Annotated in this window: 18 protein-coding genes; 6 read left to right on the top strand and 12 right to left on the bottom strand. The window is 71.9% G+C overall.

Features of this window, described 5'->3' with window-relative positions:
* The first annotated feature begins 38 nt into the window (after positions 1 to 38).
* The gene (locus ACIQTP_RS06650) at positions 39 to 2,090 is read left to right on the top strand and encodes a phosphocholine-specific phospholipase C (RefSeq protein ID WP_403396906.1); all 2,052 of its coding nucleotides are present in this window, start codon (positions 39 to 41) and stop codon (positions 2,088 to 2,090) included.
* A 52-nt stretch (positions 2,091 to 2,142) separates the two neighbouring features.
* Positions 2,143 to 2,988: a phospholipid scramblase-related protein gene (locus ACIQTP_RS06645; protein WP_403396903.1), complete on the top strand. Its 846-nt coding sequence runs from the start codon at positions 2,143 to 2,145 to the stop codon at positions 2,986 to 2,988.
* A gap of 118 nt (positions 2,989 to 3,106) precedes the next feature.
* Here the strand turns inward: ACIQTP_RS06645 and ACIQTP_RS06640 are convergent, their stop codons facing one another.
* Together ACIQTP_RS06640 and ACIQTP_RS06635 are read right to left on the bottom strand one after the other, a co-directional pair.
* Positions 3,107 to 4,066: a DMT family transporter gene (locus tag ACIQTP_RS06640; protein ID WP_402048311.1), complete on the bottom strand. Its 960-nt coding sequence runs from the start codon at positions 4,064 to 4,066 to the stop codon at positions 3,107 to 3,109.
* On the bottom strand, positions 4,063 to 4,962 hold the full coding sequence (locus ACIQTP_RS06635; protein ID WP_403396900.1) for a phosphatase PAP2 family protein: 900 nt from the start codon (positions 4,960 to 4,962) through the stop codon (positions 4,063 to 4,065). The genes ACIQTP_RS06640 and ACIQTP_RS06635 overlap by 4 nt, the downstream gene beginning before the upstream one ends.
* 275 nt (positions 4,963 to 5,237) lie before the next feature.
* On the opposite strand from ACIQTP_RS06635, the gene ACIQTP_RS06630 reads away from it, so the two are divergent.
* Positions 5,238 to 5,852, top strand: coding sequence for a TetR/AcrR family transcriptional regulator (locus tag ACIQTP_RS06630; protein ID WP_054236092.1), 615 nt, complete (start codon positions 5,238 to 5,240; stop codon positions 5,850 to 5,852).
* Between the two features lie 159 nt (positions 5,853 to 6,011).
* Here the strand turns inward: ACIQTP_RS06630 and ACIQTP_RS06625 are convergent, their stop codons facing one another.
* The 3 genes from ACIQTP_RS06625 to ACIQTP_RS06615 form a co-directional block, all read right to left on the bottom strand.
* Positions 6,012 to 7,016, bottom strand: a complete 1,005-nt coding sequence (locus tag ACIQTP_RS06625; protein WP_403396898.1) for a DUF2510 domain-containing protein — start codon at positions 7,014 to 7,016, stop codon at positions 6,012 to 6,014.
* Between the two features lie 109 nt (positions 7,017 to 7,125).
* A complete protein-coding gene (locus ACIQTP_RS06620; protein WP_403396895.1) occupies positions 7,126 to 8,280 on the bottom strand; it encodes an anhydro-N-acetylmuramic acid kinase in 1,155 nt (384 codons plus the stop codon).
* 4 nt (positions 8,281 to 8,284) lie between these two features.
* Positions 8,285 to 9,577 carry an MFS transporter gene (locus ACIQTP_RS06615; protein ID WP_403396893.1) on the bottom strand — a complete coding sequence of 431 codons (1,293 nt, stop codon included), beginning with the start codon at positions 9,575 to 9,577 and terminating at the stop codon, positions 8,285 to 8,287.
* Positions 9,578 to 9,799: 222 nt separating this feature from the next.
* Between ACIQTP_RS06615 and ACIQTP_RS06610 the strand changes: the two genes are divergently transcribed.
* Complete coding sequence (locus ACIQTP_RS06610) at positions 9,800 to 12,481, top strand: ATP-binding protein (protein ID WP_403396891.1); 2,682 nt, start codon at positions 9,800 to 9,802, stop codon at positions 12,479 to 12,481.
* 216 nt (positions 12,482 to 12,697) lie between these two features.
* Here ACIQTP_RS06610 and pcaD read toward each other — a convergent pair whose 3' ends face one another.
* The 7 genes from pcaD to ACIQTP_RS06575 are packed head-to-tail and all read right to left on the bottom strand — an operon-like array spanning position 12,698 to position 19,137.
* A complete protein-coding gene (gene pcaD / locus ACIQTP_RS06605) occupies positions 12,698 to 13,834 on the bottom strand; it encodes a 3-oxoadipate enol-lactonase (protein WP_403396890.1) in 1,137 nt (378 codons plus the stop codon).
* Positions 13,831 to 15,180, bottom strand: a complete 1,350-nt coding sequence (pcaB, locus tag ACIQTP_RS06600; RefSeq protein ID WP_403396888.1) for a 3-carboxy-cis,cis-muconate cycloisomerase — start codon at positions 15,178 to 15,180, stop codon at positions 13,831 to 13,833. Before pcaB ends, pcaD begins: the two co-directional genes overlap by 4 nt.
* On the bottom strand, positions 15,177 to 15,740 hold the full coding sequence (gene pcaG, locus ACIQTP_RS06595; RefSeq protein WP_403396886.1) for a protocatechuate 3,4-dioxygenase subunit alpha: 564 nt from the start codon (positions 15,738 to 15,740) through the stop codon (positions 15,177 to 15,179). The genes pcaB and pcaG overlap by 4 nt, the downstream gene beginning before the upstream one ends.
* Entirely contained in the window at positions 15,737 to 16,513 is a 777-nt protein-coding gene (pcaH, locus tag ACIQTP_RS06590) for a protocatechuate 3,4-dioxygenase subunit beta (RefSeq protein WP_403396884.1), read from the bottom strand. Before pcaH ends, pcaG begins: the two co-directional genes overlap by 4 nt.
* A gap of 10 nt (positions 16,514 to 16,523) precedes the next feature.
* Positions 16,524 to 17,726 carry a thiolase family protein gene (locus ACIQTP_RS06585; RefSeq protein ID WP_403396882.1) on the bottom strand — a complete coding sequence of 401 codons (1,203 nt, stop codon included), beginning with the start codon at positions 17,724 to 17,726 and terminating at the stop codon, positions 16,524 to 16,526.
* Positions 17,723 to 18,382 carry a CoA transferase subunit B gene (locus ACIQTP_RS06580; protein ID WP_403396880.1) on the bottom strand — a complete coding sequence of 220 codons (660 nt, stop codon included), beginning with the start codon at positions 18,380 to 18,382 and terminating at the stop codon, positions 17,723 to 17,725. Before ACIQTP_RS06580 ends, ACIQTP_RS06585 begins: the two co-directional genes overlap by 4 nt.
* Positions 18,382 to 19,137: a CoA transferase subunit A gene (locus tag ACIQTP_RS06575; RefSeq protein WP_403396877.1), complete on the bottom strand. Its 756-nt coding sequence runs from the start codon at positions 19,135 to 19,137 to the stop codon at positions 18,382 to 18,384. The genes ACIQTP_RS06580 and ACIQTP_RS06575 overlap by 1 nt, the downstream gene beginning before the upstream one ends.
* A 221-nt stretch (positions 19,138 to 19,358) precedes the next feature.
* On the opposite strand from ACIQTP_RS06575, the gene ACIQTP_RS06570 reads away from it, so the two are divergent.
* Both ACIQTP_RS06570 and ACIQTP_RS06565 read left to right on the top strand, forming a co-directional pair.
* Entirely contained in the window at positions 19,359 to 19,823 is a 465-nt protein-coding gene (locus ACIQTP_RS06570; RefSeq protein WP_403396875.1) for a MarR family winged helix-turn-helix transcriptional regulator, read from the top strand.
* A 167-nt stretch (positions 19,824 to 19,990) separates the two neighbouring features.
* Positions 19,991 to 21,487: a hypothetical protein gene (locus tag ACIQTP_RS06565; protein WP_403396873.1), complete on the top strand. Its 1,497-nt coding sequence runs from the start codon at positions 19,991 to 19,993 to the stop codon at positions 21,485 to 21,487.
* The last annotated feature ends 66 nt before the right edge of the window (positions 21,488 to 21,553 follow it).

Raw genomic sequence — 21,553 nt, 5'->3', positions numbered from 1 at the left:
ATCCACAGCACCATGTCAGGACAAGAGGTCACCCAGTCATGCCTCAAGTGAACCGACGCCGCTTTCTCCAACTCGCCGGCGGCACCGCGGCGTTCACCGCGCTGTCGAACAGCATCGAGCGCGCCGCGGCGCTGCCCGCGCACCACCGGTCCGGCACGATCGACGACGTCGAGCACATCGTCGTGCTGATGCAGGAGAACCGGTCCTTCGACCACTACTTCGGCTCGCTCAGAGGCGTCCGCGGTTTCGGTGACCCCCGCCCGTCCACGCTGCCCAGCGGCAAGTCGGTCTGGCACCAGTCGGACGGAACCAAGGAGGTGCTGCCCTTCCGGCCCACCGCCGACAACCTGGGCCTGCAGTTCATCCAGGACCTCCCGCACGGCTGGAGCGACGGGCACACCGCGTTCAACGCGGGCAAGTACGACAAGTGGGTGCCCGCCAAGTCGTCGACGACGATGGCGTACCTGACGCGCGAGGACATACCGTTCCACTACGCGCTCGCCGACGCGTTCACCATCTGCGACGCGTACCACTGTTCGTTCATCGGCTCGACCGACCCGAACCGCTACTACATGTGGACGGGTTACACGGGCAACGACGGCAAGGGCGGCGGCCCGGTCCTCGGCAACGACGAGGCGGGCTACGACTGGACGACGTACCCGGAGCGGCTGGAGGCGGCCGGGGTCTCCTGGAAGATCTACCAGGACGTCGGTGACGGCCTCGACGCGAACGGCTCCTGGGGCTGGATTCCGGACGCCTACCGCGGCAACTACGGCGACAACTCGCTGCTGTACTTCAACCAGTACCGCAATGCCAAGCCCGGCGATCCGCTCTACGACAAGGCCCGCACCGGCACCGACGCGCGCAAGGGCGAGGGCTTCTTCGACCAGCTGAAGGCAGACGTCAAGGGCAAGAAGCTGCCCAAGATCTCCTGGATCGTCGCGCCCGAGGCCTTCACCGAGCACCCGAACTGGCCCGCGAACTACGGCGCTTGGTACATCGCTCAGGTCCTGGACGCGCTGACCTCCGACCCCGAGGTGTGGGCGAAGACGGCCCTGTTCATCACCTACGACGAGAACGACGGCTTCTTCGACCACCTCGTGCCGCCGTTCCCGCCGCAGTCGGCCGCGCAGGGCAAGTCCACGGTCGACGTCGGCCCGGACCTCTACAAGGGCGACGCCGGCCGTGCCGCCGGACCGTACGGACTCGGCCAGCGGGTGCCGATGCTCGTCGTCTCGCCCTGGAGCAAGGGCGGTTTCGTCTGTTCCGAGACCCTCGACCACACCTCGATCATCCGGTTCATGGAGCGCCGCTTCGGCGTGCACGAGCCCAACATCTCGCCCTGGCGGCGCGCGATCAGCGGCGACCTCACCGCCGCCTTCGACTTCTCGCGCCAGGACACCAAGCCGGTCGCGCTGCCGGACACCGACGGCTACCAGCCGCCGGACCACGACCGGCACCCCGACTATGTGCCGACCCCGCCCGCGAACCCGGTGCTGCCCCGGCAGGAGCGCGGCTCGCGCCCGGCCCGCCCGCTCAAGTACGCGCCCCTCGTCGACGGTTCGGCGGACGCCGCGGCCGGGAAGTTCACGCTCTCCTTCGGTTCGGGTGCCAAGGCCGGCGCCGCCTTCTTCGTCACCTCGGGCAACCGCACCGACGGCCCCTGGACGTACACCACCGAGGCGGGCAAGACCGTCTCCGACACCTGGAACTCGGCGTACTCCGGCGGCTCGTACGACCTGACGGCGCACGGCCCCAACGGCTTCCTGCGTGTCTTCAAGGGCCCTGGCAGGACCGCGGGACCCGAGGTCACCGCGCGCCACGTCGGCGGGAACGTGGAGCTGACCTTCACCAACAAGGGCTCCGGCACGGTCGAGCTCAAGCTCACCAACGGCTACGGAGGGCGGCCGAGTTCGTTCAAGGTGCGGGCGGGCGCGACCGTGCGGCACACGGTGGACCTGCGGGCGAGCCGGCGCTGGTACGACCTGACCGTCGTGTCCACGGCGGACGCGGGGTTCCTGCGGCGGTTCGCCGGACATGTCGAGAACGGTCACGCGGGTGTGAGCGACCCGGCGATCGTCACCGTCTGATGGATATCTCGGCTCTGGTCAATTTCCGGCCGGCTCGCGGTAGTGTGCCCCGGTGACCACGCATTCGAACACTCCTGCAGGTTGGTACCCGGACCCGCACGGGGCGCCCCAGATGCTGCGTTACTGGGACGGCTCGCAGTGGACCGAGCACACCAACGCGGGCCAGGCGGCCCCGGCGGGGCAGACGGTTCCGCAGCAGGCCCAGCAGCCGTACGGGCAGTCGGCGGCCGGTCCCGACCCTCGCGTGCGGCAGCAGGTGCAGCAGCAGGCGGGTGTCGCGGGTGGCGGTGCCGGCGGTGGCACCCTGTTCACCGAGCCGGTCCTGGTGGTGAACCAGAAGGCCAAGCTGATCGAGCTGACCAACGAGTACAAGGTCATGGACCAGCAGGGCAACCAGCTCGGCGCGGTCGTCGAGGTCGGTCAGAGCGGTCTGAAGAAGGCGCTCCGCTTCGTCTCCAGCCTCGACCAGTACATGACGCACAAGCTGGAGATCCGTGACGCCTACGGGCAGCCGGTGCTGCGGCTCACGCGTCCCGCGAAGTTCATCAAGTCGCGGGTGGTCGTGGAGCGTCCGGACGGACAGCCCGTCGGCGAGATCGTGCAGCAGAACATGATCGGGAAGATCAACTTCGCGATCAACGTCAACGGCCAGCAGGTCGGCGCGATCAAGGCGGAGAACTGGCGCGCCTGGAACTTCGCCATCGTCGACCACACGGACAACGAGGTCGCCCGGATCACCAAGACCTGGGAAGGCCTCGCCAAGACGATGTTCACCACGGCGGACAACTACGTCCTCCAGATCCACTACCAGCTTCCCGAGCCCCTGCTGAGCCTCGTCGTCGCGACGGCGCTCACCGTCGACACGGCGCTCAAGCAGGACTCCCGCGGGCTGGGCTGAACCGGCGCACGACAAGAAGGGTGGCCGCGGAACTCTCCGCGGCCACCCTTCTTGTCGTGCGTTCTCTGCCGTCGTGCCCAGGAACCCTCGGGAGCCCTCCAGGAGCCCCATGGGAGGCCTAGAGGGGCGTCAGCTGACCCGAGTCGGGCTGCTTCGGCAGCAACGAGGGTTCGTACGCCGCCGATCCGGGCTCCAGCGCCAGTACCGCGGCGACGGGGTGCGGGTCCGCGGTGCTCACCAGAGGCGCGGGCAGCGCCGGTTCCGGCACCGAGCGGGACAGCGTCACCACACCCCACGACGCCACGCCCGCGCCCACGGCCGCGAGCAGCAGGCCGGCCGGGCCGCCCTGCAACTGCTCCCCGAGCAGGAAGAGGCCTATCGCCGCGGCGGCGACCGGGTTGGCGAGCGTCACGACGGCGAGCGGGGCGCCGAGACCACCCCGGTAGGCGGTCTGCGAAAGGAGCAGTCCGCCCGCGGCGAAGGCGGCGACGAGCAGGGCCACCACGATCACCTGGGCGCTGAGCAGAGGACCGGAGCGGTCCGTCACGGCCACGGTCACCGTCTGGGTGAGCGCGGAGGCGACACCCGAGGCGAACCCGGAGGCGGTCGCGTGCCGCAGCCCCGGCCGTGTACCGGGCCGCGACAGGATGCCGATCAGGGCGGCCGTCGTGGCGGCCACGCCCAGCGCCTGCGGCACGCTCAGCACATCGTCGGGCGCGGGCCCGGACGCCGTGACCAGCAGGGCGGACAGTCCGATCAGGGTGAGCGCGGTACCGCGCCACTCGACCGCGCTGACCCGCCGTCCGGCGACCCGTGCGCCGAGCGGTACCGCGGCCACCAGCGTGAGCGCGCCGAGCGGCTGTACGAGCGTCAGCGTGCCGTACTTCAGCGCGGCGACGTGCAGCAGTGCGGCGGAGGCGTTCAGTACGACGGTCCACCACCAGGCCCCGCTGCCCAGCAGCCGCAGCATGCCCGAGTCGGTGGTCCGGGAGGCCAGCCGCTCCTGGGCCACGGCCGCGGCGGCGTACGCCACGGCCGAGAAGAGCGAGAGGACCACGGCGGCGAGTGTGGCGTTCATCGTCTTGCCCCCACGAGCTCCGGTACGGATTCCTTTTCGCCAGCACCGCCGGCCCCGCCGGAATTCCCGGCTTCTCCGTCGGCTTTTTCATCTGCCTCGTCGGCGGTGACAAGGTCGTGAGCCTCGGTCGCCCCGGCCCCGCGCGGCAGCCGGATCACGGCCAGCGCGACGCCCAGCAGCGCGGTCGCCACGATCGCGTCGAGCCAGTAGTGGTTCGCCGTGCCGACGATCACCAGCAGGGTGAGCAGCGGATGCAGCAGCCACAGCCAGCGCAGGCGGGAGCGGGTCGCGGCGATCAGACCGATCGCCACCATCAGGGCCCAGCCGAAGTGCAGGGAGGGCATCGCCGCGAACTGGTTCGCCATCTCGTCGGTCGCCGGGTGCGCCCCGTACACGGTGGGCCCGTACACCTGTCCGGTGTCCACCAGGCCCGCGGCGGCCAGCAGCCGGGGCGGGGCGAGCGGGAAGGTGAGGTGCAGCGCCAGGGCGGCGGCGGTGACCGCGGCCAGGACCCGGCGGGCCCACACGTAGTGGACCGGGCGCCGCAGGTACATCCAGACCAGGAAGGCCACGGTGGCCGGGAAGTGCACGGTCGCGTAATAGGTGTTCGCGAGGTGCACCAGGGTGTCGCTGTGCAGCAGCGCGCCCTGTACGGAGCCTTCGCCGGGCAGGTGGAGCGTCCGCTCCCAGTCCCACACGCGGTTCGCGTTGCGGAAGGCCTCGGCGGTGTGGCCGTCGGCCAGCTGCCGGCCGACCTTGTAGACGACGAAGAGCCCTACGACGAGCAGGAGCTCACGTACGAGAGGCGGCCGCGTCGCGGTGCTGCGCGGCGACGGCCGCCGTATCGCCGCGGCCGGATCTGGTTCTGCTTCCGCAGGCTCGGTTCGGGATTCCATCCCCCGGCCCCTTTGCTGACGGTGTTGCTTGGGGTGGTGCGCGGTGAGCCCAGGACAGAATCCACTCGATCACTCGAGGATCACTCGACAGCGGAGTGGGTCCTGTCCAAGGCTCATCGATACGGAACTGTACCGATACGGAAGTGTACCGATACGAAGGTGTACCGATACGCCACTGTACCGATACGGACGCGTACCGGTACAGTGGCGTATCGATATACACTGTGTGAAGCGGAACACCAGGCGAGCCACCCACGCGAGCGAGGAGATGAGCCATGACGTCGCAGGCCGCGGACGGACCGGAGACGGTCGTCGCCTCGCGCCGCTCCAAGATCACGCCCGAGCGTGAGCAGGAGTTCTACGACGCCGTGCTCGAGCAGATCCGCGAGTGCGGCTATGACTCGCTCACCATGGAGGGCGTGGCCGCGAGCACCCGCTGCAGCAAGTCCACGCTCTACCGCCAGTGGAAGACGAAGCCGCAGTTCGTGGCCGCCGCCCTGCGCGCCAACAGCTGTCCGCGCTTCTCGGGCATCGACACCGGCACGCTCGCCGGGGACCTGCGCGCGATGGCGCAGGCCGCGGGGAACTGGTCGGGCCGCGACAGTCAGCTCCACCAGGCGCTCGGCCACGCCGTGTTCCAGGACAAGGAACTGCAGGAGGCGCTGCGCGACGCGCTCGTCGAGCCCGAGATCGGCGCGGTCAAGGAGATCCTGGCCCGCGGGGTCGCCCGGGGCGAGGTCGCCGCGGACCACCCGGCGCTGGAGTTCATCCCGGCGCAGCTCTTCGGTGTGGTGCGGGTTCGTCCCGTACTGGAAGGGCGGAACGCCGATGCGGCGTATCTCACACAATTCGTCGAGGCCGTCGTGATTCCGGCCCTCGGCCTGACCTGAGACTCAGGTCGCCGTCCGCGGGATGACCGGACGTCGGCCTGCTCGCGCCGCACCGTGGGGACGGGGGCGGCGCGCACCCCCCGGCCGGGTGGGGTTCCTCTTGAGCGGAGGGGCACCCCACCCGGCCGATCCATGTCCGGGATGGACCTACGACAGGACCTAGGCGTTCTGCCCGTTGCCACCGAGTCCGGCCGCCACCTTGATGCCCTTGGTGATGTCGTCGATCACGGACTCCTTGGGTGCCTTGGAGCTGACGTCGATGCCGAAGCGGACGACGATCAGTGACTTGGAGTCGGCGGGGGACGGGAAGACGAGCGACTCGACATAGCCGTCGTCACCCTTGCTGGTGACGACCTTCCAGCGGACGAGGTAGCCCTTCTCGCCGGCCACGGTGACCGCCTTGGAGGCGAGCTCCGTGTGCGAGGTGATCGCGCCGTAGCCCTTGCCGTACGACTCGGTGGCGTTCTTGGAGATGTCCTCCTTGGCCGCCGCCTCCGCCGTGGTGGACTTCAGTTTCTGTGCTGCGGCGGTTGCCGAGTACGCGCCGCCCCGCTGACACTCCTGCGAGGTGGCGCCAGGGCACTTGTAGGTGTCCTTGGTCGACAGCACGGCACCCGACGTGGTGCTCCCGCCGGTCCAGTTGTCGGGCACCGGCAGGCTGATGCCACTGATCAGGTCGGTGGCATAGCCGTCCTCGAGCTGCGGCTGCGCGGACTGGCCCGGCGCCGGGGTCTGGCCCCCGGAACCGCCCGAGCCGCCGGGAACGCCGCCCTGGCCGCCCTCCGGACCCCCGTTGCCGCCGCCCTGCCCGCCGAATCCGCCCTGGCCGCCGTTCTGTCCGCCGGGAGCCTGGGAAGTGGCGCTGTTCCCACCGTTGCCGTCGCTCTTGGTCAAGGCGTACACCCCGCCCCCGATGCCCGCCAGGACCGCGATCGCGGCGGCGACGGCTATGCCGGTGCGCAGTCCGCGCCGCGGGGCGCCCGGAGGCGGCGCCGGATAGGGTCCGACGGCCGGCGGGTGCGTCGGGGGACCCCATGCGGCGGCGGGCCCGACGGGGCGGGTCTGGTCCGTCCATGTCCTGCCGTCCCACCAGCGTTCGGTGGCGGGACTGTCACTTGTCTGCCCCGGGTCGTGATACCAACCGGGAGGAGTCACCTGCGTCATGGACCCACCGTATGAGCTGTGGGTGAAAGGCGGATGAGAGGGATCCGGAAGATTCGTTCCAAGAACGCCTCGGCTGCGCCACCGGGTGTGCTGTCACGACCAGCGGGTGTCATGCCAGGACCAGTCGCACCGGCGCCGTTCGCGCCCTCGGCGGCAGCCGCAGCCCGCCGCGCCCCGGCGTGATCGAGCCGAGCACACTCGGATGCCGGGCCCCGGTGCTCACCGGATCGGTGCCCGTGAGCCCGTGCAGGGTCAGAAAACCCAGCACGGCGAAGGCGTACGCCTCCTTGGCGGCCGCGGGCAGGCCCAGAGCGTCGGACGTGCGCACCGGCACTCCCGGCAACTCCGCGCCCAGCATCGCCATCAGCGCCGGATTGCGCGTGCCGCCGCCGGACGCGATCACCTCCGTGGCACCCACCGAGCGCACCGCGTCGGCGACCGTACGCGCGGTGAGCCGGGTGAGGGTCGCGATGACGTCCTCGGCGGTGAGCGTGCCGAACCCGGTCAGCGCGTCGCGCAGATGGCCGAGGTGGAAGAGCTCCTTGCCGGTGGTCTTGGGCGCGGGCAGCGCGTAGTACGGCTCCGCGAGCAGGCGTTCCAGCAACGGTTCGTGCACGGCGCCGCGGGCGGCGAGGGCGCCGTCCACGTCGTAGTGCAGACGTCCCCCGGTCAACCCCTGCACGGCCACGTCGACGAGGGCGCACCCGGGCCCGGAGTCGAAGGCGGTGCCGTCCGGCGCGGTGAGGTTGGCGATGCCGCCGAGGTTCAGCGCCACCGGAGTCCCCGCCCTGCCGCGCAGCCACAGCAGGTCGACCAGGCTCACCAGGGGCGCGCCCTGACCACCGGCGGCGATGTCCCTGGGGCGGAAGTCGGCGACCACCGGCAGCCCGGTCGCCTCGGCGATCCAGGCGGGCTGACCGAGCTGGAGCGTGCCGTGCACCCGCCCGTCCTCAGCCCAGTGGTAGACGGTCTGCCCGTGCGAGGCGACCAACTCGGCGCCCCCGTCGCACAGTTCACGGTCGGCCCGGACCGCCGCCGCGGCGAACGCCTGCCCGATCAGGGTGTCCAGGCGGCACACCTCGGCCAGCGTGGTGGCCGCCGGGGGCAGCGCCGCCGCGAGCGCCTCGCGCAGTGCGCCGTCGTACGCCTCACCGACCATCCCGAGCGGCCGCAGGGCGAGGTCCTCGCCTTCGAGGGTCAGTTCCGCCGCCGCCGCGTCGATCGCGTCGTACGACGTCCCGGACATCAGGCCGATCACCCTCACGTGCTCAACTCCCTCGGTTGTCGGGGAGCGTGGCCAGGGCGAGCGCACTGACGGCGCACGTCGCCGCCGCGTAGTACGCGGGGATGTCCACGCTTCCGGTCCGCTTCATCGTCTCGGTGATGATGAGGCCGGCGCAGCCCGAGAACACGGCATTGGACAGGGCGTAGGCGAGTCCCAGGCCGGTGTGGCGGACGCTCGTGGGGAACATCTCGGAGAGCATGGCGGGACCCGGTCCCGCCATCAGCCCGACGACGGCACCCGCCCCGAACACGGCGACACCCTTCACCGCGTTCGAAGTCCCAGTGTCCTGAAGGAGGTTGAGCAGCGGAACGGACAGGACCACGACGAGGCCGGCGCCGGTGAGCAGCACGGGGCGCCGCCCGATCCGGTCGCTGAGCAGGCCCGCCGGGACGATCGTGGCCGCGAAGCCGAGGTTGGCGAGGACCGTGGCGAGCAGCGCCTGCCGGAAGCCGGCGTGGAGGGTGTTCTGGAGGTACGACGGGAGCACGACCAGGAAGGTGTAGCCGGCCGCCGACCAGCCCATCACGCGTCCCGCGCCGAGGACGACGGCCCGCGCGACCTCGCGCCAGGGCGGGTGCTCCCGTTTCCCCTCGTGCCGGAAGGCGGGCGTCTCCTCCAGCCGCAGCCGCAGCCACAGCGCGACCAGCCCCAGCGGCAGCGTCAGCAGGAACGGCAGCCGCCAACCCCAGTCCCTCAACTGCCCCTCGGTCAGCACCGTCGCCGACAGCGCCGCCACACCCGCGCCCGCGAGCAGCCCCAGCGCCACCGTGAACGACTGCCACGACCCGTACAGCCCCCGCCTGCCCGGCGGCGCGAACTCCGTCATGACCGAGACCGCGCCCCCGAACTCCCCGCCCGCGGACAGCCCTTGGACCACCCGGAGGAAGGTCAGCAGCCACGGGGCGAGGGCGCCGACCGTGGCGTAGGTCGGCAGCGCGCCGATGAGCGTCGTGGCGGCCGTCATCAGCGCGATCACCAGGATCAGCACCGGGCGGCGCCCGATCCGGTCGCCCAGCCGTCCGAACAGCGCGGCGCCCACCGGCCGGAAGAAGAACGCCAGCGCGAAGGACGCGTACGTCCTCACCAGACCCTCGGTCGCACTGCCGCCCTCCGGGGTGAAGAACCGCGCCGCGATGACGGTCGCGAAGTAGCCGTAGACCCCGAACTCGTACCACTCGACGAGGTTGCCGACCGAGCCCGCCAGCAGGGCCCCGCGCCGCGGGCGCGGGGGACGGGCGGTGTGCGGGACGGAGTCGTGCACGCGGGCGCCGCTCATGGGTCCCTCCTCCTCGCTGTTCATGGGAAAACCAGCATCATTTTCAGGGCTTTTGACTGTCGACGACTGTCACCACGGCTGGTCGGCGCCCCACCGCGTCGCCTGCGGACACCTCCCGTCACCCGTCTCGGCAACAGGTGCGCCGACCCGTCTCCACATCGGCTTCCGGACGGCTAGGCTCAATGTCTGTACGTCGTACGGGCGACCTGGGGAGGTAGCGGCATGACGGAGGCACGGCCGGGACCGGCCGCCTCGTCCTCCCTGTGGGAGCGCGAGGCGGAGATCGCCGACGTCGTGGAGGCCGTCAAGGCCCTGCGCGCGGACGCCTCGTCCTCCGGCAGCCTGCTGGTGTTCAGCGGCGAGGCGGGCATCGGCAAGACCGCGCTGCTCGCCGAGGCGCGCCGGATCGCGGAGGCCCACGGCTGCACGGTGTGGTCGGCCCGCGGCGGCGAGACCGTCACCTCCGTTCCCTTCAACGTCATACGGCAACTCCTCCAGCCCGCCCTCGTCTCGCTGATGCCCGAAGAGGCCCGCGAATACCTGGGCGACTGGTACGACATCGCCGGACCCGCGCTCGGCATCGCCGAACCGGGGGACCGCCAGGCCGACCCGCAGGGCGTGTGCGACGGACTGGTCGCGGCGGTGCGGCGGCTGGCCAAGCGCGAGTGGCCCCTCGTCCTGATCGTCGACGACGCGCACTGGGCCGACCAGGAGACCCTGCAGTGGCTGGTCGCGTTCGCCGAGCGCCTCGACGACCTGCCGGTCCTCGTCGTGGTCGCCCGCAGGCCGGGTGACGTCAGCGGTGAGCGGGCCCGCCAGCTGGAGGCCGTCGCCGCCGCGGCCCGGCCGATCCTCACGCTCAGCGCGCTGACCCCCGACGCCACCGCCGGACTCACCCGCGCCACGCTCGGGGAGCACGCGGACGCCCCGTTCTGCCGCGAGGTGTGGGCGGTCACCGGCGGCAACCCGTACGAGACCGTCGAACTGCTCGCCAAGGTGCAGGACAGCGAGCTGGAACCGGTCGAGGCCTCGGCCGCCGAACTGCGCGCCCTGAACCGCTCGGCACGCGGCCGCGGACTCGTCGCCCGCCTCGAAGGACTCGGCATCGACGCCACCCGCTTCGCCTGGGCGGCCGCGATCCTCGGCACCGGGATCTCCCTCGACCTCGCCGCCCAGCTCGCCGGGATGCAGAGCGACGAGGCCGAGCGCTGCGCCGAACTGCTGGGCGCGGCCCGCATTCTCACCGCGACCGAGCCCACGAGCCGCGATCTGACGGGCGGTGACCTGGAGTTCGTACACCCCCTCATCGCCAGCGCCGTCTACCGCTCGATCCCCGACGCGCTGCGCACCGCGATGCACGGCCAGGCCGCCTGGGCGGTCACCGAATCGGGCCGCGGAGCCGCTGCGGCCTCCCGCCACCTCCTCGAAGTGCACCCGGACGACGACCCCGAACTCGTCGAGCAGATGCGCGAGGCCGCCCGCGAACACCTCGCCGTCGGCGCGCCCGACGCGGCCAGGCGCTGCCTGGAGCGCGCCCTGGCGGAACCCCCGCTTCCGGAGATCCACGCGCGTGTGCTCTACGAACTGGGCTGCGCCACCCTGCTGACCGCTCCCGCCACCACGATCAGCCATCTGCGCACCGCGCTCGACCAGTCCGGCCTCGACGGGGATCTGCGGGTGGACGCCGTCTTCCGCCTCTCCCAGGCCCTGGTCCACAACGACCAGCTGGACGAGGCCGTCCGCACGGTCGACGCGGAGGCCGCCCGGCTCGACCCGGGCCCCGCCCGGATGCGGCTTCAGGCCGTCCACTACATGTGGGAGGGCATCCACGCGGGCGAGGACCACGTTCCGGGACGCTCCCGAAACCTCGCCGAACTCGTCAAGACCTGCACCGGACGCGACAACTCCGAGCGCGCCCTGCTGATACTGCGCGGCTTCGACGCGATGACCCGTGGCGAGAGCGCGGAGGAGGTCGTGGAACTCTGCGACCGCGCCCTCGTCAACGGCCGCCTCGCGCCCGGACTCGGCTGGACCGACACCGAGTGGGGCATCGAACTCCTCATGATGCTGGGCAGTTCGTACGCCTACACGGACCGGCTCGACCGGGCCGAGAGCCTCTTCTCCGAGGCGCTGCGCTCCTACACGAGCGCCGGATGGAGCGGCGGCCACCTCGCCCTGGCACACGCCTTCCTCGGTCTCGCCCACCGCAGGCGGGGCCGCCTCAGGGACGCCGAGACCACCCTGCGCGAGTCGCTGCGCATCGCCGAGCGGGTCGGCCGCGGGCTGCCCCTGTACTGGTCGGCCACCTGCGGCCTCGTCGACACACTGCTCGCCCGTGGCGACGTCCAGGAGGCCTGGGCGATCGCCGAGCAGTACGGCTTCGCACCGCCGTACCCGTCCACCATCGTGCTGCCGGACACCCGGTCCGTACGCGGCCGGCTGCTGCTCGCCGTCGGCCGTGTCAAGGACGGCATCAACGAACTCGAGGCCGCCGAGAAGGCCGCCGCGGCGCGCGGCCACCACAACACGGTGATGGCGCCCTGGGCGCTCGACCTCGCCCGCGCGCTCGCCTCGGACGACCCGGCCCGCGCCGCCGCGCTGGCCACCGACGCCCGCCGCCAGGCCGAGCGCTTCGGCACGGACACCGCGATCGGCGAGGCTCTGCGCTGCGCGGCGGCCCTCGAATCGGGCCAGCGCGCGGTACGCCTGGCCGCCCAGGCCGTCACCTACCTGGAGGCCTCGCCCTGCCAGTACGAACACGCGGCGGCGCGCGTCGAGTACGGCATCGCGGCGCGCTCGGTCTCGGAGCTGGGCAAGGGTCTGACGCTGGCGCGCTCGTGCGGGGCGGACGGGCTGGTGGCGAGGGCGGAGGAGGTCCTGGCGACGGGCAGAGGGCTGAGGTAGCCGCCCGGGGCCGACAGCCTCCTGAGGCGCGCGCCGGTCAGCTCTGGAGGAGCCGGTCCGTCACCGTCGCCGGACGCTCGGGGCCGCGGGGGTACTCGTCGCGGTGACCGAGAAGGCGTACGACCGGGAGGTCTGGAAGTAGCCGCAATGCGGGAGGCAGCGCGCGGACCTGAGCGAGGACGAGGTGTCCCGAGCGTTCACGCCACTGCCGCAGGGTCACCCTGCGGCGCCGTCGTCGCCCTCCTCCTCGGCGAGCACCCGCTGAGCCGTCGCGAACGCCGAGTTCGCCGCCGGGACACCGCAGTACACGGCCGTCTGCAGCAGTACGGCGCCGATCTCCTCCGGGGTCAGCCCGTTGCGCCGCGCCGCCCGGACGTGCATGGCCAGCTCGTCGTAGTGACCGTGCGCGACCAGCGCGGTCAGGGTGATCATGCTGCGTTCGCGGCGCGAGAGCGTCGGGTCGGTCCAGATCTCGCCCCAGGCGTAGCGCGAGATGAAGTCCTGGAAGCGGGCGGTGAAGGGGGTCTGCCGGGCCTGCGCCCGGTCCACATGGGCGTCGCCGAGCACCGCACGCCGCACCTCCATGCCCCGCTTGGCGCCCCCGTCGAAGTGGGCCCGCAGTGCCGTGAGGACCGCCGCCGGACACTGCGCGGGCGCCAGATGCGAGGCTCCCGGGAGCTCGACGAGCGTGGCGCTCGCCACCGCGTCCGCGATCTCCCGCAGCTGGGCGGGCGGCGTCGCCGGGTCCTGGCGGCCCGCGATCAGCAGGGTGGGCGCGGAGATCTCGGGGAGCCGGTCGCGGAGGTCGAAGGCGGCGAGCGCGTCACAGCACGCGGCGTACGCCGCCGGGTCCGCGTCGCGGTGGTCGTCGATCAACCGCGGCACGGTGAAACCGGCCGTGAACCAACGGGAGTTCGCGCTCTCGGCGAGCGCGGCCAGCCCTTCCCGTCGTACTAGCTCCGCACGCTCCTCCCACGGCTTGGAGCCGTTGAAGTGCGCCGAGGAGCAGATGACGGCGAGGGACGACACCCGCTCCGGGTGGTGGACGGCGAGGTGCAGTCCGACCGCGCCGCCGAGCGAGACGCCCGCGTAGGCGAAGTGGTCGATGCCGAGCGAGTCGGCGAGGTCGAGGACCAGCGCGGCGAGGTCACCGACGGTGGCTCCCGGCCCGATCAGGTCCGGCGCCGACCCCCCGTGTCCCGGCAGATCCCAGCGAACCACCCGGTGGGTGGCGGCCAGCTCGGGCGCGACCTCGTCCCACAGGGCGTAGGACGTGCCGAGCGAGGGCCCGAGGAGCAAGGGGGGAGCGGTCTGGGGGCCCTCGGCGAGGTGGTTGAGCAGTTTGCGGGTCACGTTCGCTCCAGAGCACGGTCGGTCAGGGCTCCCGCGGAGCCCGTGTAGCGGGTGAGGTCGGTGAGTTCCACGCGGTCGAGTTCCTTGAGCTCCGGCTCCTCGCCGAGTACGTCCACGAGGGGCCGGTTCTCGGCGACGGCCCGCTCGGCGGCCCGGGTCAGCAGCTCCTTGGCGCGGGCCCGCCCGAGGATCGGAGCGAGTTCGACGGCCAGGCGCTCGGAGACGATCAACCCATGGGTGAGACCGAGGTGTTCGCGCATGGCGTCCGGGTTCACCCGGAGCCCTTCGACCAGCCCGGCGGCGTTCCGGGCGGTGCCTCCGACCAGCCTCAGCAGCTCGCGCAACGGCTCCCACTCGGCGTGCCAGGCACCGGCCGGCCGCTCGTCCTCGGCGACCATCGACCCGTAGAGCGTGGCGGCGAGCCCCGGCGCGCGCCGCGCGGAGGCGGCGATCGCGGTGGCCGCCACCGGGTTGGCCTTGTGCGGCATCGCGGACGACCCGCCACCGCTCCCCTCCGAGACCTCGGCGATCTCCGTGCGGGAGAGGGTGAGCACATCGGCCGCCATCTTGCCGAGGGCCCCGGCCGTGAAGGCCAGGCCGGCGGCCAGGTCGGCGATCGGCGTCCGCAGGGTGTGCCAGGGCAACGCCGGTTCCGCGAGCCCGAGTTCACCGGCGTACGCCGCCACGAGCGCGTCCGGATCCTCGGCGCCGAACGCCGCGAAGGCGGCCAACGTCCCTGCGGCGCCGCCCAGTTGGACGGGGAGGCGGAGAACCGCGAGCCGGTCCCGCGCGTCCAGCACGAGCGACCGCCACCCCGCCGCCTTCAGCCCGAACGTCGTCGGTACGGCGTGCTGCGTGAGGGTCCGCCCCGGCATCACCGTGTCCCGGTGCGCGGCGGCGAGTCGGCCCAGGGCCCGCGCCGTCCGCTCCAGATCCGCCAGGACCAGGTCCAGTGTGCGACGGGCGACCAGCATCAGCGCCGTGTCCAGGATGTCCTGGCTGGTCGCGCCCCGGTGGACGTAGGGCCCGTACTCCTTGCCGACCGCCGCTGTCAGATCCGCGACCAGCGGAATCACCGGATTGCCGCCGCCTCGGGCGCGCAGCGCGATCGACCTGACGTCGAGGCCCGCCGCGGCCACGGCGGACACCGCCGACGCAGCCGCGTCCGGCGCGAGTCCGAGCCCCGCCTGAGCGCGGGTCAGCGCCGCCTCCGCGTCGAGGAGCGCCCCCAGAATCGCGCCGTCCGAGGTCACGGATGCCGCGGGGGAGCCCGCCCACCCGGGGGCGAGCAGCCCGGCGTCGGCATCGGACTCGGACTCGGAACGGACCGGGCCGGCAGCTGTCACTGGAACTCCAGGAAGACCGTTTCGCCTTCGCCCTGAAGGCGGATGTCGAAACGGTACGTCCGGTTCGCGCCCTCGGCCGCGATCAGCGTGGCGCGCCGGTCGGCCGGGAGCGAGTCGAGCAGCGGGTCGGCGCCGTCGGCGAGGTACGCGCGGGTGAAGAGGTGATGCACCAGACCGCGCGCGAACACACACACGCTGATGTACGGAAGCCCGGCATTGCCCGGTGGCAGGGTGTGCAGCGCGTACTGGCCGTCGGCGTCCGTGGCGGCCCGGCCGAAGCCCGTGAAGGCGACGCCGCTCCGGCCGAGGAATGCGCCGGTCGACGGGTCGCGGCGCATCGAACCGGGGGCACCCTTGAGGGAGCCGTCGGGTGCCGCCTGCCAGAAGTCCAGGAGGGCGTCCGGGATCACCTTGCCCGCGCCGTCGAGCACGTACCCGTGCAGGGTGATCGCCTCGGGGTGGCCCTGCGGCGCGACCCGGCCGCCGTCGGGAAAGGGCAGCGCGTGGCCGTAGAAGGGGCCGATGGTGTGGGACGGGGTGGGGAGCAGTCGCTCGGTCATGCGGGGCGGCCTTCCTCGATCCAGGTGGCGGAGGGACCGTCGAGGACGATGTCCCACTCGTAGCCCATGGAGAACTCGGGCTGGGAGAGATCGTGCCGGTAGGTGGCGATCAGACGGTCGCGGGCCGCCTGGTCCGTCACGGACCGCAGGATCGGGTCGTAGCGGAACAGCGGGTCGCTCGGGAAGTACATCTGGGTGATCAGCCGCTGGGTGAACGCCGTGCCGAAGAGCGAGAAGTGGATGTGCGCGGGCCGCCACGCGTTCGTGTGGTTGCCCCACGGGTAGGGGCCCGGCTTGATCGTGGTGAACCTGTACCGGCCCTGATCATCCGTCAGGGTCCGCCCGACACCGGTGAAGTTGGGATCGAGCGGGGCCGGGTGCTGCTCGCGCAGATGGGCGTAACGACCGGCGGCATTGGCCTGCCAGATCTCGATGAGCTGACCGCGCACGGGACGCCCGTCGCGGTCGAGCAGCCGGCCCGATACGGTCATGCGCTCGCCGATCGGCTCGCCCCGGTGCTGGATGGTCAGGTCGCTGTCGTGCTCGGTGATGTCGGTGACGCCGAACACCGGCCCCGACAGCTCGACCGTCTCCGGGTCGCCGCCGTCGACGGCGACCAGCGGCTGTTCGGGGTGGCGCAGCAGGGAGCTGCGGTACGGGGGGTAGTCGCGCGACGGGTGGTTGTGAACCGGCGCTCCGCCGGCGACCGCCTTGTCGTAGGCGTCCTGGAGATCCTTGATCTCGACGTCGATGTCCGACTGGGTGAGGGCCATGGTCGACTTCCTATCGTTCGAGGACGAGGGCGAGGCCCTGGCCGACGCCGATGCAGAGGGTGGCGATGCCGGTGCCGCCGCCCTGGCGGGCGAGTTGGTGGGCGACGGTGCCGGCGAGGCGGGCGCCGGAGGCGCCGAGGGGGTGGCCGAGGGCGATCGCGCCGCCTTGGGGGTTGAGGATCGCGGGGTCGAACTCGGGCCATTCGGCGAGGCAGCCGAGGACCTGGGCGGCGAAGGCCTCGTTGAGTTCGAGGACGGACAGGTCCGCGAAGCTCTTGCCGGCCTTGGCCAGGGCGCGGGTGACGGCTTCGACGGGGGCGAGTCCGAAGTACTGGGGGTCGGTCGCGGAGACGCCGGTGGCCCGGATGCGGGCGAGGGGTTCGCGACCGGTGGCTGCGAGGCCTTCCTCGTCGGTCAGGAGGAGGGCGGCGGCGCCGTCGTTGAGGGGGGAGGCGTTGCCCGCGGTGACCGTGCCGTCGGTGCTGCGGAAGGACGGCTTCAGCCCGGCCATGGCGGTGGGGGAGGCATCGGGGCGGACGGATTCGTCGGCGGCGAAGACGACCGGGTCGCCCTTGCGCCGCGGGATCGGCACGGGGGCGATCTCGCGGTCGAACAGTCCCTCCTGCTGGGCCTTAGCCGCCTTGCGGTGGCTGCCGAGGGCGTATGCGTCCTGCTGCTCGCGGCTGATCTTGTGTTTGTCGGCGATGAGTTCGGCGGACTCGCCGAGTGGGATGGTCCACTGGGGATCCATCTTCGGGTTGACCATGCGCCAGCCGAGGGTGGTGGAGTACAGCTGGGTGTGTCCGGCGGGGAAGGGCCGGTCGCTCTTGGGCAGGACGTACGGGGCACGGGTCATCGACTCCACGCCGCCGGCCAGGGCGATGTGGGCGTCGCCCACGGCGATCGCGCGGGCGGCCTGGATGACGGCTTCGAGTCCGGAGGCGCACAGCCGGTTGACGCTCACCCCGGGCACCGAGGTGGGCAGACCGGCGAGCAGGGCGGCCATGCGGGCGACGTTGCGGTTCTCCTCACCGGCGCCGTTGGCGTTGCCGAGGTAGACGTCCTCGATCCGGGCGGGGTCCAGGTCCGGGGTGCGGGCCAGGAGTTCCCGGATGGCGTGGGCGGCGAGGTCGTCCGGGCGGACGGAGGCGAGGGCTCCGTTGTACTTGCCGATGGGGGTGCGGACCGCATCGACGACATAGACGTCCTTCACGGCTGGGTCTCCTCGGTGAGTTCGGCTGCGACACGGACCTTCGCGGCGGTCTTCGCCACGATCTCTCCGACCGTGACGCCGGGCGCGGCCTCGATGAGCGCCAGTCCCTCGTCGGTGACGTCGAGGACGCCGAGGTCGGTGATGATCCGGTTGACGCACGCCTTGCCGGTGAGCGGCAGCGCGCACTCCTGAAGGATCTTCGCGGTGCCGTCCTTGGCGGTGTGGGTCATGACGACGATGACGGTGCGGGCGCCGTGGACCAGGTCCATCGCGCCGCCGATCCCGGTGATCATCTTCCCCGGGATGGCCCAGTTCGCCAGGTCACCGCCCGCGGACACCTGCATCGCGCCGAGCACGGCCACGTCGATGTGCCCGCCCCGGATCATCGAGAACGACAGCGCCGAGTCGAAGAAGGAGGCGCCCGGCAGGACCGTCACGGTCTCCTTGCCGGCGTTGATGAGGTCCGGGTCGACCCGGTCCTCGGTGGGGTAGGGGCCGGTGCCGAGGATCCCGTTCTCCGACTCCAGGATCACCTCGACGCCGGCCGGGAGGTAGTTGGGGATCAGCGTCGGCAGTCCGATGCCGAGATTGACGTACTGGCCGTCCTGGAGTTCGCGTGCCGCACGGGCCGCCATCTCCTCGCGTGTCCACGCCATCAGCCGCTCACCGTCCGCTTCTCGATCATCTTCGCGGCGGCCTGCTCCGGAGTCAGCGCGACGACCCGTTGCACGAAGATCCCCGGCAGATGCACCGCGTCCGGGTCGATCCCGCCGGGCTCGACCAGCTCCTCCACCTCGGCGATCGTCACCCTGCCCGCCATCGCCGCGAGGGGGTTGAAGTTCCGGGCGGACTTGCTGAAGACGAGGTTGCCGTGCCGGTCGCCCTTCGCCGCCCGGACCAGCGCGAAATCGGTGCGGATGCCGCGCTCCAGCACGTACTCGGCGCCGTCGAACTCCCGCACCTCCTTCGGCGGCGACGCCAGCGCCACCCCGCCGGAGCCGTCGTAGCGCCAGGGCAGGCCGCCGTCCGCGACCTGGGTGCCCACCCCGGCCGGGGTGTAGAAGGCGGGGATCCCGGCGCCACCCGCCCGCAACCGCTCCGCGAGCGTGCCCTGCGGGATCATCTCCACCTCCAGCTCACCTGCCAGATACTGCCGCGCGAACTCCTTGTTCGCCCCGATGTAGGAGCCGGTCACCCGTGCGATCCGCCCGGCGGACAGCAGTACCGCGAGCCCGGACTCCATCGCCCCGCAGTTGTTGGAGACCACGCCCAGACCGCCGACCCCGCGCTCGTACAGCGCCTCGATCAGCACGTTCGGCACACCGCTCAGCCCGAAACCGCCGACCGCGAGGGTCACGCCGTCCGGCACATCGGCCACCGCCTCCAGGGCTGTGGCGACCACCTTGTCCATGCGTGAAGCCCCATCTCTTCCAAGCGTCCAGACCCTCAATTACTCAGGGCACTGATTATTTCTGCGAGGTTTCACTCACGCTGCCATCAGCGGCCCGAGCCGTCAAGACCTCCAGGAGATCGGCGGATGGACGTCCATGAACGCGCTGATACGCATCCCGGTGATGCACGGTATCGTTCAGTGCACCGACGAAATGACGGACTCACCCAGGGGGAGCGCACATGGCCGCGGTGGACCTCACCACCCACCCCGGGCACCTCGCCCGGCGACTCCAGCAGGCCCACTATCTGCTGTGGAACACCATGGTCTCCGAGGAGATCACCTCGCCGCAGTTCGCGGTCCTGAACGCGCTGGTCGAGGAGCCGGGACTGGATCAGCGCACGGTGGGGGAGCGGGTGGGCCTGGACCGGTCGACCATCGCCGAGGTCATCAGCCGGCTCGGTCGCCGGGGCCTGCTCGACAAGGTGCGCGATCCGCAGGACGGCCGCCGCTTCCTGTTGCGCCTCACCGACGAGGGGATGCGGACGCACCGCAAGCTGACCGTGCGTACGGCGCGTATGAACCAGGTCTTCCTGGCCCCGCTCTCCGCCGAGGAGCAGACCGTCTTCTTCGACCTCATCCAGCGTGTCTCGGACGCCGCGGAGGGGCTGCGCAATCCGACGGAACCTCTCACCACGCGACGCTAGGCGTTCCTTCGCCGGGTGACACCAGGTGACACCAGGTGACACCGGTGACACCGGGCGGCGCCGGGCGAAAACATCTGACAGATCACGGTCAGGAGCGCTAGGCTCCCCGCGATGATGACTCACTCTGTCCGCAGAATGGGGGTCCCGTCCGCGCAAGGTGAGTGCTGATGCTCACTCAGACCGCGAATGGGGATTCCCGCCTTTCCTTCTGGCTGCCCGTGCGAGAGTTCGCCGTGCCGCCCGCCATGATCGAGACCGCGACCGCCCGCCGCCGTGCCGGGGACTGGGCGGGGGCGTGCGCCGCCGCAGGCATCGATGTCGATCTCAACCTGCGTTCCGTGGCGCGTACTCACGGCCACGACCTCGCCGCTCGGGTACGGGCCGATCTCCGCCATCTGGCTCCCGACCTACTGCGCTGGCACATGCCGAGGATCGCTCCGCACGGGCTGCTGCGCTCGGGTCTGACCATCGCCCTGGCTCGGTACGGCATCCAAGGGCGTGACGGCGCGGGTCCGGTGCACCTCGTCGTGCGGACTCCGCCGGCCTGGGCGGACGGCGGCCAGCGGATCAGCCTCGCCCTGTGGGCCGCGCCGCACGACGGGCCCCGCGACGAACTCCGCGGTTCGCACGACGGATCCAACGACCGATCCCCCTTCGAGGGCGGTGTCCGCCGGCATCCACACCCCCGTCCCAGCCGCCGCTTCCGTCTCGACCTGCACCGCCATCTGTGGGACGCGCGCAGGACCGATGAGCTGCGGGTGCGGTCCGGGGCCGACCGGCTGCCCGCCGACGGCCGTCCGGAGAGCCCGGACCCGCTGGGGACCGTGCCGCGGGGGCGCGGGTGTGCCGTGGATCGGTGGGCGGCCGAGGCGGGGATTCTGCTCCATGCCGAGGGGCGGACGACCGGTGCCGTCGCCGTGCGGCTCGGGGCCAGGGACCGGCTGGTCCTGGACGTGGTCGCGGACAGGAACGGTGTCGGGGCGCCGGGGGTACGGATCGCGGCGGCGCCCACGGACGGCAGCGTCCGCGCGCTGCCCGTCCTGCCCGACGCGGCCACCTGGCTGCTGCCCGACCTGGAACTGATCCGCACCGGTTCGCTCGAGGTCGAGCGGCTGCATCCGCTGGTCGCCTCGGCACTGGTACCGGATCATTCGCCGACGGCTACCTCCCCGGCGCCGGAGCATGTCCCGACCGGTGCCTCCCGGGCACCGGGCAGGGCCGGGCAGCCACGCCTCGTGGACTGCCGGGGAGCCCAGCACCGTATCGGCCTGGTCGACGGGGTACTGGCGCCGCTGGACCACGACCCGGCCGAGATCCGCCGGGAGGAGCTGCTGGTCGCACTGACCGGTACGCCGCTTCCCTGCCTGCGGGCCATCGACGAGGCGCACCGTCGTCCGGACTGCCTCACCGGTGTCCGCGAACGCCTGATCCATGGCGACACCGCCGGTGCGCTGGATGTCGTCGAGGGCCTGCTGGGACCGGACGCGGTGCTGCGCTGCGGCCCTCTACGGGACGAGCTCGAGGCGGCCGCGCTGCGGCGGATCACGTACGGCCTGTTCAGGGCGGGCATGACTGGTCCCGGCCCAGGATCCGGCCGCCTGCTCCCAGGCCCCGACCGTCCCCGTGGGCGCAGAGCGCACCCGCGCCACACGACCTCTCGCTGACCCGGGGACCTCCGCCCCCGCGCGCCCACACGACCTCTCGCTGACCCGGGGACCTCCGCCCCCCGC

This window comes from Streptomyces sp. NPDC090798, assembly GCF_044768965.1.
In the GTDB taxonomy this organism is placed as follows: Bacteria; Actinomycetota; Actinomycetes; order Streptomycetales; family Streptomycetaceae; genus Streptomyces.
The sequence above is the reverse complement of the archived record's forward strand: the minus strand, read 5'-3'. Positions and strand labels throughout refer to the sequence as shown.